The organism is Mesorhizobium sp. L48C026A00, from assembly GCF_000502375.1.
GTDB classification, from domain to species: domain Bacteria; phylum Pseudomonadota; class Alphaproteobacteria; order Rhizobiales; family Rhizobiaceae; genus Mesorhizobium; species Mesorhizobium muleiense.
In genome coordinates this window covers 48,082-61,623 of sequence record NZ_AYWU01000004.1, presented here as the reverse complement: position 1 = coordinate 61,623, position 13,542 = coordinate 48,082, and the positions used below count along the sequence as shown (strand labels likewise).

14 protein-coding genes are annotated in these 13,542 nt (G+C 62.9%); 4 read left to right on the top strand and 10 right to left on the bottom strand.

Features of this window, described 5'->3' with window-relative positions; translation table 11 throughout:
• Positions 1-189 precede the first annotated feature (189 nt).
• Together X738_RS51435 and X738_RS51430 are read left to right on the top strand one after the other, a co-directional pair.
• Positions 190-798, top strand: a complete 609-nt coding sequence (locus X738_RS51435; protein WP_023797936.1) for a DUF1134 domain-containing protein — start codon at positions 190-192, stop codon at positions 796-798.
• A gap of 148 nt (positions 799-946) precedes the next feature.
• Complete coding sequence (locus X738_RS51430; RefSeq protein WP_023797935.1) at positions 947-2,095, top strand: hypothetical protein; 1,149 nt, start codon at positions 947-949, stop codon at positions 2,093-2,095.
• Positions 2,096-2,124: 29 nt separating this feature from the next.
• On the opposite strand, the gene X738_RS51425 is transcribed toward X738_RS51430, so the two are convergent.
• The 6 genes from X738_RS51425 to X738_RS51405 form a co-directional block, all read right to left on the bottom strand.
• Positions 2,125-2,928: a TrmH family RNA methyltransferase gene (locus X738_RS51425; protein ID WP_023797934.1), complete on the bottom strand. Its 804-nt coding sequence runs from the start codon at positions 2,926-2,928 to the stop codon at positions 2,125-2,127.
• 316 nt (positions 2,929-3,244) lie between these two features.
• Complete coding sequence (locus tag X738_RS51420) at positions 3,245-3,583, bottom strand: ArsR/SmtB family transcription factor (RefSeq protein ID WP_023797933.1); 339 nt, start codon at positions 3,581-3,583, stop codon at positions 3,245-3,247.
• A gap of 173 nt (positions 3,584-3,756) precedes the next feature.
• The gene (locus X738_RS0140935; protein ID WP_031254499.1) at positions 3,757-4,518 is read right to left on the bottom strand and encodes a HugZ family pyridoxamine 5'-phosphate oxidase; all 762 of its coding nucleotides are present in this window, start codon (positions 4,516-4,518) and stop codon (positions 3,757-3,759) included.
• A 38-nt stretch (positions 4,519-4,556) separates the two neighbouring features.
• Positions 4,557-5,747, bottom strand: a complete 1,191-nt coding sequence (locus tag X738_RS51415; RefSeq protein ID WP_023797932.1) for a CaiB/BaiF CoA transferase family protein — start codon at positions 5,745-5,747, stop codon at positions 4,557-4,559.
• Positions 5,748-5,753: 6 nt separating this feature from the next.
• A complete protein-coding gene (locus X738_RS51410) occupies positions 5,754-6,515 on the bottom strand; it encodes a 3-hydroxyacyl-CoA dehydrogenase (RefSeq protein ID WP_023797931.1) in 762 nt (253 codons plus the stop codon).
• 172 nt (positions 6,516-6,687) lie between these two features.
• Positions 6,688-7,224 (bottom strand): GNAT family N-acetyltransferase, encoded by a 537-nt coding sequence (locus tag X738_RS51405; RefSeq protein ID WP_023797930.1) that lies wholly within the window; start codon positions 7,222-7,224, stop codon positions 6,688-6,690.
• Between the two features lie 311 nt (positions 7,225-7,535).
• On the opposite strand from X738_RS51405, the gene X738_RS51400 reads away from it, so the two are divergent.
• Positions 7,536-8,525, top strand: a complete 990-nt coding sequence (locus X738_RS51400; RefSeq protein WP_023797929.1) for a glutathione S-transferase family protein — start codon at positions 7,536-7,538, stop codon at positions 8,523-8,525.
• Between the two features lies 1 nt (position 8,526).
• Here the strand turns inward: X738_RS51400 and X738_RS51395 are convergent, their stop codons facing one another.
• Positions 8,527-9,027 (bottom strand): NUDIX domain-containing protein, encoded by a 501-nt coding sequence (locus X738_RS51395; protein ID WP_031254497.1) that lies wholly within the window; start codon positions 9,025-9,027, stop codon positions 8,527-8,529.
• A 53-nt stretch (positions 9,028-9,080) separates the two neighbouring features.
• Here X738_RS51395 and X738_RS51390 point away from each other — a divergent pair, with 53 nt between their 5' ends.
• Positions 9,081-9,995: a metallophosphoesterase family protein gene (locus X738_RS51390; RefSeq protein WP_023797927.1), complete on the top strand. Its 915-nt coding sequence runs from the start codon at positions 9,081-9,083 to the stop codon at positions 9,993-9,995.
• Here X738_RS51390 and X738_RS51385 read toward each other — a convergent pair.
• The 3 genes from X738_RS51385 to X738_RS51375 form a co-directional block, all read right to left on the bottom strand.
• Positions 9,985-10,605, bottom strand: a complete 621-nt coding sequence (locus tag X738_RS51385) for a hypothetical protein (protein ID WP_023797926.1) — start codon at positions 10,603-10,605, stop codon at positions 9,985-9,987. The genes X738_RS51390 and X738_RS51385 overlap by 11 nt on opposite strands.
• Positions 10,606-10,729: 124 nt before the next feature.
• Positions 10,730-11,533 carry an alpha/beta fold hydrolase gene (locus X738_RS51380; RefSeq protein ID WP_023797925.1) on the bottom strand — a complete coding sequence of 268 codons (804 nt, stop codon included), beginning with the start codon at positions 11,531-11,533 and terminating at the stop codon, positions 10,730-10,732.
• An 88-nt stretch (positions 11,534-11,621) separates the two neighbouring features.
• On the bottom strand, positions 11,622-13,394 hold the full coding sequence (locus tag X738_RS51375; protein WP_023797924.1) for a hypothetical protein: 1,773 nt from the start codon (positions 13,392-13,394) through the stop codon (positions 11,622-11,624).
• Between the last annotated feature and the right edge of the window lie 148 nt (positions 13,395-13,542).

Sequence of the window (13,542 nt, the reverse complement as noted above, 5' to 3'; positions counted from 1 at the left end):
TGCGGATACTGCGGGCCGACGCGAAATCAGCGCGAAACCAGCCTACTAACCGCCATCTTCATGTGAAAGCTTAATGGTTGAAAAAGGATTACGGCATAGTTTGTCCTTAACAGTCATCCTTAACGGCCGCCAAAGAGCCGCACGGATGCGAGGCGTCGGCGAAAGTGCTCCCTGACGGAGATTGGAAGCATGTTTTCCCGATACTACGACCGGAGTTTTTTCCGTGTCTTCACAGACCGGAGTTTTCTCCGTGTCTTCTCGATGGCGATCGCTCTCATGGGCCTTGTCGTCTTTTCAACCTCGCCTTCGCGGGCCCAGGAGTACACCGCTCAGGAGATCGTCGATTCCGGTCATAAATTCTTCGGTGCGACGTCGGGCGGGCTCGCCACCGTCGTGGAGAAGATTTTCTCCTCCTATGGCCTGCCCAATGGCTATTTGCTTGGCGAGGAGGGCTCGGGCGCCCTGATCGGTGGCCTGACCTATGGTGAAGGCACACTCTACACCAAGAATGCCGGCGATCACAAAGTGTTCTGGCAGGGCCCGTCTCTCGGCTGGGATTTTGGCGGCGAGGGCTCGCGGGTGATGATGCTGGTCTATAATCTCGACGATGTGAACAGCCTCTACAATCGTTTCGGCGGCCTTGCCGGCTCCGCCTACCTCGTGGCTGGCGTCGGCTTCAACGTGATGAAGAACAACAATGTGCTGCTGGTGCCGATCCGTACCGGCGTCGGCGCCCGGCTTGGCGTCAATCTCGGCTACCTCAAGCTTACCCAGCGCGCCACCTGGAATCCATTCTGAGCAAGTGGTTGCCTCGTCACCGCGATTGTTTCCAGGATCGACGGTCTGAACAATGCTGCGGCAGACCCTTGCCGCGGCACTGGAATTCCGTCATGCGAACGTGGCACAGTCCCTTACGGTTGTTTGCCGTTCATAACGGATAGTCACCTTGGTTCAGTCGGTCCTGTTCTTTGTCCTCGGCTTTCTCTGCGCCGGCTTTCTGGCGCTGATGATTGCCCCGGCCATCTGGCGGCGGGCCGTGATGCTGACGCGTAAACGCATCGAGGGCTCGATGCCGCTGACGCTGGCCGAGATCCAGGCGGAGAAGGATCGCATCCGCGCCGAGTTCGCCATGGCGACACGTCGGCTTGAGATGAGCGTCAAGGCGTTGCGCGAGAAATCGGCCGAACAGCTTGTCGAGATCGGCCGTGGCCGCGAAGCACTGAAGGAACTGGCGCTCGAGCGGAAGGACAAGGAACAGGCCCTTTCCGCGCTCGAGGTCAAGGGCGAAGACCTTCGGCAGCGCAAAGACCAGTTGCAGCTTTTGTCGGATCGGCTTGCTCAAACCGAGGATGCCCTGGAAAAGCGTGTGCTCGAGCTGAAAAAACTGGAGCACATGTATGACGACGCCAGCTTTTCTTCCAGCAGCCGTCAGATCGAACTTGTGGCGCGCGAATCCGAATTGCAAAAGCTGGCCGATGATATTTCAGTGCTGTGCGGTCAGCGCAAGGAGGCGGACAGGCGCCAACAGGAGATCGCGGCCGAGAGCAAGGCCGCGCGAGACGCGTTGAAAGCCGAGAAGAAAAGGACCGGCGAACTGGACAAGAAGATCGAGCGCCTGCTCGCCACGCTTGCCGATCGCGAGGACAAGCTTGAACGCCGCGAAAAGGAAATCGCGCGGCTTCGCGAAAAGCTGAAAAGCGAAAGCGTGGAAAATGCGTCGGCGGCGGTGCGTCTCGTCGGAGCGCAAGGCAGTCAGGCCGATGTGGCCGTCAAGGGCGATATGGAAAAAGCTATCGCCAGGCTCGACAGCGACCGGGAGCAGTTGGAGGCGAGATTGACGGCACTGGCCAGCGAGAACAAGCGGCTGAAAACGGATCTTGCCGCCGACGCGGCATCCAGATCCGAAGGCGCCAGCGCTGCGTTGCGCGAGCAGATGAGCGACCTGGCGGCGCAGGTCGTAGCCCTGACGGCGAAGCTCGACGGGCCGGAATCGCCGATCGCAAAGGTTCTTGCGGCACCCAACCCACCAGGAAGCGGTGAACGCAGCCTTGCCGATCGCGTGCGGGCGCTGCAGCAGGCCGAATCGGGGCATTGAGCCAAGGCAGTGATGCTGACTTCTGCGGCTCAGGTCCTGCTTGCCGAGAAATGATGCAAGGCGATGGCTGACGCGGCGGCGACATTCAGGCTTTCGAAGCCTTCTGTCATATCGATCCGCACCGTCCGCAGGCGGGCGAGCAGCATCTCGGGCAGGCCTTCGCCTTCAGTGCCGAGATAGAGTGCCAGCCGTTCGGTCCTTTTCGCATCGCGGATGTCGGTTTGTCCGCGCGGCGACAATGCGAATTGGCCGAAGCCCAGCCGATCGAGCGCCGCGGTAAAGCCGACGGTCTCAGCGAAGGAGGCAAAAGGAACTTTCAGCGCGGCGCCGACCGAAACGCGGATCGCCTTGCGGTACAGGGGATCGCAGCAGGTCGCGTCCAGAAACACGGCATCGGCGCCGAAGGCGGCGGCGTTGCGAAAGATCGAGCCCATATTGTCATGGTTGGCGATGCCGACCAGCACGACGATCAACGCGCGGGCGGGCAGGGCATCCAGCAAGGCCTCTGCAGGCTGCGCCTCGCCCTTGCGGCCGATCGCCAATATGCCGCGATGCATGTGAAAGCCGGCAATCCTGTCCATAACCTCGCTGGCCGCCACGTAGACCGGAAGGTCCGCGGGCGCCTTGCGCAGGGTTGCGTCGAGGCCTGCCAGCCGGTTTTCGAGCACCAGCACCGATTCGGCGGCAAAGCGTTTGGCCGCGAGCAACATTTCGAGCACCACCTTGCCTTCGGCAACGAAACGACCCTGCCGGCCGGCAAGATCGCGCTCGCGAATGTCGAGATAGGCGGCGACGCGCGGGTCTTGCGGGTCGTCGATACGAATGCTGCGCATGCTTGCCTCAACTGACCCGCATCGGCCCGATCGTGGTGGGTTTTGCGACAGCACGACGCGTGGATCCAAAGTGTCAGAGCGTACCTTCTGCGTCCAAGTGGACGCAAGTCGCTCAAAAGCGCGTCGCGTTCGACCGACCTCAACCGACCTCTCGCGACGCGCTTTAGGTTGTTGTTTATGCATGTCGCTATCGCAAAACCGCTGCACGGGCATGCTTTTGCGCGACATGCATTAGGAGTCGTCAGCGAGGCAAGGGGCGCTCGGACCAGTTCTTATCTTATGCATGTGCCGGCTTTGGGCGACATGCATTGGCCGGTCAAGTCCCGGAGCGACGCGAGCGGTATGCCATCTGCGATAGCTCACCCTCGCCGAAAACCCCGTCCAGCGTGGTGAGAAGTTCGCGCACGGCATCGGATTTGCAGGAATAGTAGATCATCTGCCGGTCGCGCCGGGTCTCGACGAGATCGAGCGCCCGCAGTTTGGCCAGATGCTGTGACAGGGCGGATTGGCTGAGCAGAACCTTTTCGGCGATAGCGCCGACGGACATTTCACCTTCGGCCAGGTGGATCATGATCAACAGTCGTTTCTCGTTGCCCATCAGCGTCAGAAACGAGGCCGCTGATTCGGCATTGGCGATTAGCTTTTTCGAGACCATCGATCCCCCATACCTTCCTGCTCCTCCGGCGCTATGGGGGCAATAGCGTCTGATTCCATAGGCTCACTTGCGAATTTGCGCTGGCGATTCAACGCGACCGGGAAAGCGTAGAACATCTAGCTCAAACCTCAAGACTTGCTTTCGACCCGGCGCGATTAACTGTCGGACTGTGTTTAATCCGCCACTCGGCCGGTTTTTGCCATGTCGACCAGAACATGCCTGAGCTCGCGCGCCGTCCTCAATGGCTCGGGAAAGAACACCCGGCAGATATCGTCGCCCAATGCCAGGTCCATGCCGTCGGCGTCAAAGCCGGTGACGACCCAGCCGTCGCCCGCCGCCTTGGCGAAGTGGCGCGCGTAGACGGCAATTGCGTCGCTATGGTCGGCATTCATATGGTCGAGGGCGGATTGTTCGCCAGCGGCAAGCTCTTCGACGATCGGCGCGGTCGTGACCAGATCGGCGCGTTCGAGCAGGTAGGCCTTGCCAAAGCCGCCGTTGAGACTGGCGCGCTCCAGCTCCAGGCGGAAGATCGAGAAGTCGCCAAGGCCGGCATAGAGCTTCGCCTTGGGGTTGCGGTTGAGATAGCGCCGTTCGGCGCCGGCGTGCTCGTCGGATCCCCGCTCAAGCCGTGCCGCCCGACTGACGAGCGTCAACCGTGGGTGCGCCAGCGGGTCGCCCCTGCCGGGCTCGCCGACAAGCAGCGAACAGCGCGGGTCGGCAAGGATCGCGCCGGTATGGGCGGACAACATCGATACAAGGATCAGCGGCGTGCCGTCGATATCGGTGGCGACACCAACCCTGCTGGCCAGCGGCGAACCGGTGCCGGGCTCGATCACCGCCAGCGCGCCGAAACGGGCACTGCGGATCAGCGTCTTCGCCAGCCTGATCGCTTCGGCGTCGGTCTCGCGGATCACGTCCTTCTTCCGATCGTTCAAATCCACACCGTCCTAAGCTGATCTTTGCTCTCCAGTTATCAACCTATCACACGGGATTTGACAAGGGCCCCAGATTTGAAAAGGGCCTCAGTCTCGCTTTCCGAAAGACCGAAGCCTGCCAGCACCGTCGCCGCCTGACAATCGTGATCGGCCGGCATGGCGGCAAGCGTCGGCCGGGAGCGCGAAAAGCGCGGCGCTGGGGCGGGGCGCTCAAGCGCACCCGACTTCAAGAAGGCGTTGCGAGCGCGATTGTGCGGATGATCCCTGGCTTCCCGCAGCGACAAGACCGGTGCGACGCAAGCATCGGTCGCAGCAAAGAGACGGTCCCAGTCGTCCCGTGACTTTTGCCCGACCCGATCGACAATGGCGGCCCGCATCTGCGGCCACAAATACCTGTCGTATTGGCCGCGTACAAAAATCTGGTCGAGCGGCAGCAGTCTTGCGAATTCGGCGAAGAACCGGGGCTCAAGGCAGCCGACGGCGACGTGCCGTGCGTCCGCGGTCTCATAGGTGTCGTAAAAGGGCGCGCCGGAATCGAGCAGGTTCGTGCCACGCGTGTCACTCCACAGGCCCGCCGCCATCAGGGCGTGCACAGGTGTCGCCAGCATTGAAGCGCCCTCGGTCATCGCGGCGTCGATCACCTGACCCTTGCCGGAGCGCGAGCGCTCAAACAGGGCGGCCAGTGCGCCGGCGACCAGCATCATGGCGCCGCCGCCGTAGTCGGCGACAAGATTGAGCGGTGGGACCGGCCGGCCGCCTTGCTGGCCGATGGCATGCAGCACACCCGAATAGGCGAGGTAGGTGATGTCGTGGCCGGCACGTCCCGATAGCGGACCGTCCTGACCGAAACCCGTCACGCGGCCGTAGATCAGGGCCGGATTGCGCGCCAGAACCGCATCCGGCCCGAGACCAAGCCGCTCCATGACATCGGGACGAAACCCTTCGACCAGCATGTCGGCCTTTTCGGCAAGGCGCAGCACCAGTTCGGCGCCTTCCCAGCGCTTCAGGTCAATCCGCAGGATGGAGCGGCCGTGACAGTCGATGTCGTATTCGTCCGGTAGCGCCAGAAACGGCTGGCTCGACCCGGCCCGCTCGATGCGCAGCACCTCGGCGCCCATCTCCGACAGCATCAGGCCGGCCAGCGGCACCGGTCCAAGCCCGGCCATCTCGATCACCGTCAGGCCGGCGAGCGGGCCAGTCTTCGCCTGAAGGGCGACTTCGGCACTCATGGTCGGCTACTTCGGCGCCATGCGGATGGCGCCATCGAGGCGGATGGTCTCGCCGTTGAGCATCTGGTTTTCGATGATATGCAGCACAAGGGCTGCATATTCGGAAGGCTCGCCGAGACGGGACGGGAAGGGCACCGCGGCGCCGAGCGTATCCTGCACCTCTTGCGGCATGCCGGCCATCATCGGCGTCTTGAAGATGCCGGGCGCGATGGTGCAGACGCGAATGCCCGACCGGGCAAGATCGCGCGCCACCGGCAGCGTCATGCCGACGACGCCGCCTTTGGAGGCTGAATAGGCCGCCTGGCCGATCTGACCGTCATAGGCGGCGACCGATGCCGTGTTGACGATGACGCCGCGCTCGCCGCCCTCCAGCGGCTCAAGCTTCGCGGCCCGGTCGGCGACGAGGCGGATCATGTTGAAGGTGCCGATCAAATTGACCTCGATCACCTTGCGGTATTGGTCGAGCGGGTGCGGACCGTCCTTGCCGATCGTCTTCATGCCGATGGCGATGCCGGCGCAATTGACCAGGATACGGGGTTCGCCGAACTTTTTAACCACTTCTGCCACTGAAGCAGCACCGCCGTCGGCGCTGCTTACGTCGCATTGGATGGCGATGCCGCCGATATCGGCCGCGATCTTCGCCGCACGCTCGATGCCGAGGTCGAGGATGGCAACGCCGGCGCCCTTTGCGGCCAGTGCACGTGCCGTCGCTTCTCCGAGGCCGGAGCCGCCACCGGTGACGATCGCAATCTGGCCGTTCGGGTTCATGTCGGCGTCCTCCATCTAAAGCGCGTCGAACTGAACGGACTCAATCGAAGCGCTTTAAATCTCTGTTTTTATTGCATCTCGTTACCCAAAACCGCTGCGCACTTTTGGGCGACATGCACCATCGGCAACATGCTACGAAGCCTGACAGTATGGCGCAACAGCATCCGGATGGTCACGCCATCGCGGCGATTTGCGCGGCAATCCTTGCCTGATCGGCGTGGCAAACCTCTCTCACCAGCCGTGCCATCGCGCCCGGCACGATCTCATGCGACAACAGCCGGTCAGGATCGACCGGGCGCGGCATGGAGATTTGCCCACGCGGGATTCTCTTGAAGCCGAGCGGGCCGTAATAGGGCTCGTCGCCGACAAGCATCACCGCCGGCATGCCGGCCTTGGCGGCGGCCTCCAGCGCGATCGCCACCAGCCGGCGGCCAATGCCGAGATTCTTGTAGGCCGGCCGCACGGCAAGCGGTCCGAGCATCAGCGCGCGGCCGGCGCCGGCCGCGATGCGCGTCATGCGCACAGAGGCGACGACGATATCGCCATCGACGGCCACGAAGGACAGAGCGCGTTCATGCGGGCCGCCCTCACGGATCTTGTAGGCGCCCAGCACGAAACGGCCCGGCCCGAAGGCTTCGTCGTTGATGGTTTCGATTTCGGGGTCATGCGCCGGAGTTTCCGGCAGGTATTTCACGTCGGCAAGGCTCATGGTCTTTGCGTTCCGGGTAGACGGGGAAAGGTTTGCTGCAAACGGCAGCGTTCGCCAGTCAGCGCTTCATCAAGCGCGGGCGCCCTTTCGTCGTCGGTCGAACCGGATCAAGGCAAAGTCAAGCATCGGGATTTTCCGCTAGCACCAATCTTCAGCCACTGCAATCGGCCGTTTGCTGCCGCCATTCGTTTGCCGCCTTCGTTTGCCGTCATTCGTCTGCCGCACCGGGCGATTGACGAACTGTTCAACGCCTGGCGATTTCCGCATCGTCGGTTTGTGCCTACATCCCTACGAAGAGGAAAGGACATCACATGGGATTGCTGGTCGACGGCAAATGGCAGGACAGCGGGTACGACACCAAGGCGAGCGACGGCGAATTCGTGCGGGCGCAGTCGCGATGGCGCGACTGGGTCACGGTTGACGGCAGGCCCGCCGAAGGCCGCACGCGCGGCTTCAAGGCCGAGCCGGGCCGCTACCATCTCTATGTCTCGCTTGCCTGTCCCTGGGCGCACCGGACGCTGATCTTTCGGGCACTGAAAAAGCTCGAGGACGTGATTTCCGTCTCGGTCGTCCATCATTTCATGGGCGCCAACGGCTGGACCTTCGTGGCCGAGGACGGCGCCACCGGCGATACGCTCTACGGCCTCGACTTCCTGCATCAGATCTACACCAAGACCGATCCCGCCTATTCCGGCCGCGTGACGGTGCCGGTTCTGTGGGACAGGCGAGAACAGACAATCGTCTGCAACGAGTCCTCCGAGATCATTCGGATGCTCAATTCAGCCTTCGACAAATGGGGCGATGCCAGCCTCGATTTTTATCCGAAAGCACTGCGCGGCGAAATCGACGCGGTCAACGCTCTGGTCTATCCATCAGTCAACAACGGTGTCTATCGCGCCGGCTTCGCCACCACGCAAGCGGCCTATGAGAAAGCGTTCGGCGAACTGTTCGCGGCGCTCGACCAGCTCGAGGATCGCCTATCTCGCCAGCGTTATCTCGTCGGTGACCGCATCACCGAGGCCGATTGGCGGCTGTTCACCACGCTGGTCCGCTTCGACCCGGTCTATGTCGGCCATTTCAAGTGCAACCTGCGCCGCATCGCCGACTATCCGAACCTGTCGAACTATCTGCGCGACCTCTACCAGGTCCCGGGCGTCGCCGGCACGGTGAGCCTGCACCACATCAAGGCGCACTATTACGGCAGCCACGCAACGATCAACCCGACGCACATCGTGCCGGTCGGGCCGGAACTGGACTACGCGGCGCCGCATGATCGGGCGCGGTTCAGGAAGGCAGCGTGATCTACCAGAAGGGCGATGCCGCCGCGCCGCTGAAAATCTCGGCAATCCGCCGCAACGTGGCCGGCGTCGTTGCTTCCGGCAGGCGGTCGAGCGGAAAGAAGCCGGCTGCGGCGATCTCGCGGTCCGGCAGCTTCGGCGCCGTCTGATTGAACTGCTCGACCAAATAGAGGCCGACATGGTCGCGGCGGCTGGCCCGACGGTTGAAATGCATCGATTTCAGCACCGGCGGCGCGGTCAATGCAATATTGCCCTCCTCGGAGAGCTCGCGCGCCAACGCCTCGATCATCGTCTCGCCCAGCTCGACGCCCCCGCCGGGAAGCTGCCAGCCCGGTACATAGGTATGGCGAATGAGGAAGACGGAACTGGACGTGCGATCGTGGATCAAGCCACGCACCCCAAGCGTCATCGGCCGCCGCAGCACGAAGTACAGATGAAACAGCCTTGCCCTGAGACCCGGCCAGCCGGTCTGGCGGAAAGCTTGCTCCGGATCGGGCCGCATCATCACCCACGAAACCGTGGGTGGAAAGCAGCGCGTGCGTCGCTTATGAAGGAGGGATGTTCAGGCTCGCGCATATTTCCGATATCCACTTGGGACCGCTTCCCGGTGTAACCTATCGCGATCTCGCCTCCAAGCGGGTGGTCGGTTACGTCAACTGGCAGCGCAATCGCCGCCGCCACATGCGCGACGCCGTCATCGACACCATCGTCGCCGATATCAAGGCGAGCGCACCCGATCACCTTGCCGTCACCGGCGATCTGGTCAATCTGGCGCTCGATGGCGAGATCGAGATGGGCAAGCACTGGCTGGAGACGCTGGGCTCCCCCGACGATGTGTCGGTCGTTCCGGGAAACCACGACGCCTATGTGCCCGGTGCTTTCGACAAGTCCTGCCGGTCGTGGACGGCGTGGATGACCGGCGACGGCGTCAATACGCCGGTCGACCGCGAAGCCTTTCCCTATCTGCGCGTGCGTGGCAACGTCGCGCTGATCGGTGTCACGACGGCGCGGGCGACGGCTCCGTTCATGGCCAACGGCTTTTTTCTGGAAGACCAGGCGGAAAGGCTGCGGGACGTGCTCGATGCCACGGCCAAACGCGGGCTGTTCCGGGTGATCATGATCCACCATCCGCCGGTGCGCGGCGCCGTTTCGCAGCCCAAGCGGCTGTTCGGCATTGCCCGCTTCCAAAAGGTCGTTCAGCGGCACGGGGCCGAGCTTGTGCTGCACGGCCATTCGCACGAGCCGACGCTGTTCTCGATCAATGGGCGCGGCGCCAAAATTCCAGTGGTCGGCGTCGCTGCCGCAGGGCAGGCGCCAGGCGGCAGGCGTCCAGCGGCGCAATATAATCTGCTGGAGATCGATGGTGAAATAGGCAACTGGCGGCTCAGGCTGACGCGACGTGGCCTGACCGGGCCGGCCATCCCGCCTGCCGATCTGGAGGTTGTGGAGCTTGGCGCGGACGCTATGGCGTGAAACTCAGTCCCATCGCAACGAGGCGGTCCCAGAACAACACGATCGATACCGCCAGCCCGACCAGGGCGCCGGCAGCGATCAGGCCGAGACCGGAGAGAAAGGCTGACCAACGCTTGCGGCGCTTGACGGATCGCAGCGGCGGCTCGGCTTCCGGGACCAAGGCACGTTTCAGGCCGGCAGCCTGCTCGACCCCGCCTTCCAGCATTCTCTGGCGTTCGATGACGCGCTCCGCGACGTAGCGCGTCACCTGATCGGCAACCGGTTTCATCTCGGTCGATTCGGCGAGCACCACGCGGCCGATGCGCGTGTCCTTGAGGAAGCGATAGGTGCGGCGGTCGCGCCCCATGGCGACATGGCTGACGGCGTCGATCCAGAGGCGCGGCTGCAGCCCGGACGAGACGGCGAAGTCGAAATTGTCCATGTCGGCGGGCACGTCGGCGAAGACCGGCGCGAGTTCGGCGGCAAGCAATTCGAGCCGCATGCGATGCGCTTCGCGCATGTCGACCACGACGTCGTCGCGGTCGGCGAAAGCGTTTTTCACGTCGCGGATGGCGTCCGACAATTTTCGCGACTCATCGGCCTGGCTTATGGTCTCGGCTGCATCCTTCATCGGCGTTGCCTCGCGTTTGGTTAACACCGAATTAACATAGTCGTTGGCAAAATGCAGCAAAATGCGCTTGCGAGATCGATAGGCGGCTTGCAAAATCCGGCCCGAAGCCGCGCTTTGACAGGGATCAGCCCGCTGCGGGAGCGGAGTTTGGACGAAGCGGCCTGCTGCGGCGTTTCATGTTGCGGCGGACGATTTCGGGGATCAGGCCGGGCGCTTCCTCGACCAGCATATGGCCGGCCTCCGACACGTGGTGCAGGTGGAAATGCGCCGGCAGACCATCGGCCTGGCTGAAGGGCAGCACCGCGTCATCGGTCCCCCAGACCACAATCACCGGCATATCCAGTGTTTCGAGCCGTTCGTGCGGAATGACGCCCTGCCGATCGTCCCTGGTCATGGCGGCTGCGATCTCGACAAGTTTGTGCAACTGGCCGGGACGCGCGCGCATTGCGCCAAGCACATCCACGATGCGCTCCGAGGGCGGGCTTTGCGGTCCGGACATGGCGGCGAGGCAGGCGCGAATTTCACTTTTGCCGGCTGCCGCTGCGTAACGGCGCAACAGCGGGCCATTGATCTCAGTGCCAAACCCGCCCGGCGCCAGAAGCGTCAGCGAGGCTATCCTTGCGGGTTCGGCCAGTGCCATCAGCACAGCCGCCGCCCCGCCCATCGAATGGCCGACGAGATGCACCCTCCTGATTCTGCGAGCGGCGAGGTCTGCAAGAACAGCCCGGGCGGCTGTCCTGGCCGGGCCGCCACCCGGGAAATCGAGGGACAGCCCATGGCCCGGAAGATCATAGGCCAGCGTCCGTGAACCAGGTGCCAGTGTCGAAATCACCTCGTGCCAGTCGCCGTGGCAACCGCCGAAGCCATGCAGAAAGACAACCGTCTTCGGGCCGGCGCCCCGTTCGGCAACGTAAAGCGATGAAATCATGAAATACTATGGTTTTATGCGAATTCGGATGTGGCTGGATTGTGTCTTGTACCAAGTTTTTCGCGATCGGCCGTGCTGGTCGGAAGGACTAGCTGGCATTGCCGAGCCCGGCGGCACGCAAAGCCTCGACCAGCCGCTCGGTCAGATCGGCGGGGTATTTCCGCTCGACAAAAGCCGCGCGCGGATCGGCAGCGAATTTCGGGAACTTGACCGTCAACTCGTCCAAAAGTTCGTGCGCCAGATGATCGCGACCGGCGGCCTTGGCAGTGATCAGCCGCGCAGCCAGATAGTGCGATTTCGTCGGCGTCGCTTGCAGCGCATCGCTGGCAAGCGCGGCCTTGTTCATATCGCCAGCCATGAACTGGCCGACGAAAAGCCCGTAATCCCACCAGGTCGGATGGGCGCTGGAGGTTTCGGCGGCGTGAGCAAGGATCGGTGTTCCCTCCCTGTACCTGCCGGCGAAAATCAGCCCGTAGGCATAAGCTGCCGCCATGCTGAGGTCGTAAGGGTTGAGTTCGTAGGCCTTGCGCATCCAGCGGATCGATTCCTCCGAATTGCCGAGGCGGGAATTGAGATAGCCATAGGCACGGTGGGCATAGGGGCTGGTCGGCCCCATCTGCACGGCGCGACGGGCCAGCGACATCGCCTGTTCGATCGTTGCGCCGGCTGGATAGGCGTAGTGATCTGTGCCCGCCTCGAGATGCAGGGTCGCCAGCTCCGAAAAGACGAGCGACGATTTCGCATCCCGATCGACCAGGATTTCGAGGCAGCGATAGGCAGCCTCATGGGTTTTGGCGCCCTGGTCGAGATAGTATTTGTCGTTGAGCAGCAGACATTCGGTCAGGCCGGTCTGAAGGCCGCTCTGTTCGATATAGTTGTAGATCGCGCCCGGAGCCGGAACGGCCGAACTCAAAATGCCGGCGACACTGTCCTCGACGGTGGAGGGTGTGCTGTCGGCGGCAGTCAAGTTGCGTGACAGCAGGACCCGGCCGGTCGCCACGCTTTGAAGCTCCAGAGTGACATCGCCTGCCGTTGGTCCCGGCAAGACATCGAACACGAAGCTGATCGCATCGGCGACAGGATCGGGCGGGCCGTCAGCATCGCGACCGATGAAGGTGACCGTGTCGAAGCGGCTGAGGCCGGCGCGCAGCGATGCGGCGACGCGGGCAGCCTCGGCACTGTTGGTTTTCACCGCAATGTAGACGAGCGGAAGGCTTTCAGCCGGAGCCCATGGCGCAATGCTGCCGGTTGCCACCGCATTTTCAATCGTCGGCGCGGCATCGCTTCCCGCCAGCAATGCGCTGCTTCCCTGACGAAGGATCAGCACCCCCAGCATGGCGATGACCAGAGCGATCGCCAGCCAGAAGAACTGGAGATGACGCAGCAGCGAGGGTGCCGGCTGGCGAACGACGGGGGACGATGCGGCAGGTGCGGCCATGACGGGTTCTTCGGGCAATTCCGGCAAGGTGGCCGCCGCTTCGACGTGTTCCGCCGACGCCGGCTCGACCGGCAGGCGGATCGCGTTGAGTTCATAGGATGGAACATAGCCGCCACGCGGAATGGCAATGCGGATCGGCTCGGCAACACCCTCATTGGCAAAGTAATGCTGCAGAAGCTCGCGCAGCCTGCCCGCCTGCACCCGCACCACGGCGTCGGTCGACGGATCGAAATCGCCGTCCTTGCCGAAAACATCCATCGCGATGGAAAAGCCCTTGAGCTTGTCGGCTTCGCCTGCCTGCTCGCGCTCGACCAGATAGCGAAGCAGCTTACGCGCTCGTTCGGATCTCCCGAACGTTTCGCTGGCTAGCAATCGCTCCAGCGTCTCGCGCACTGCGGGGGCGGCAGGCGTGGCATGCTGCAAGTGTCGATCCTCTCGAAGTCGGCACAGGTTAAGACGCAATCATATAGCGCCTGCACTGCCATACAAGCATGCATCCATTATGCGATCGCGTACCCCACCGGATAATATTCCGGTGGTTAATGGCGCGAAGACTGGAGCGGGATGATAC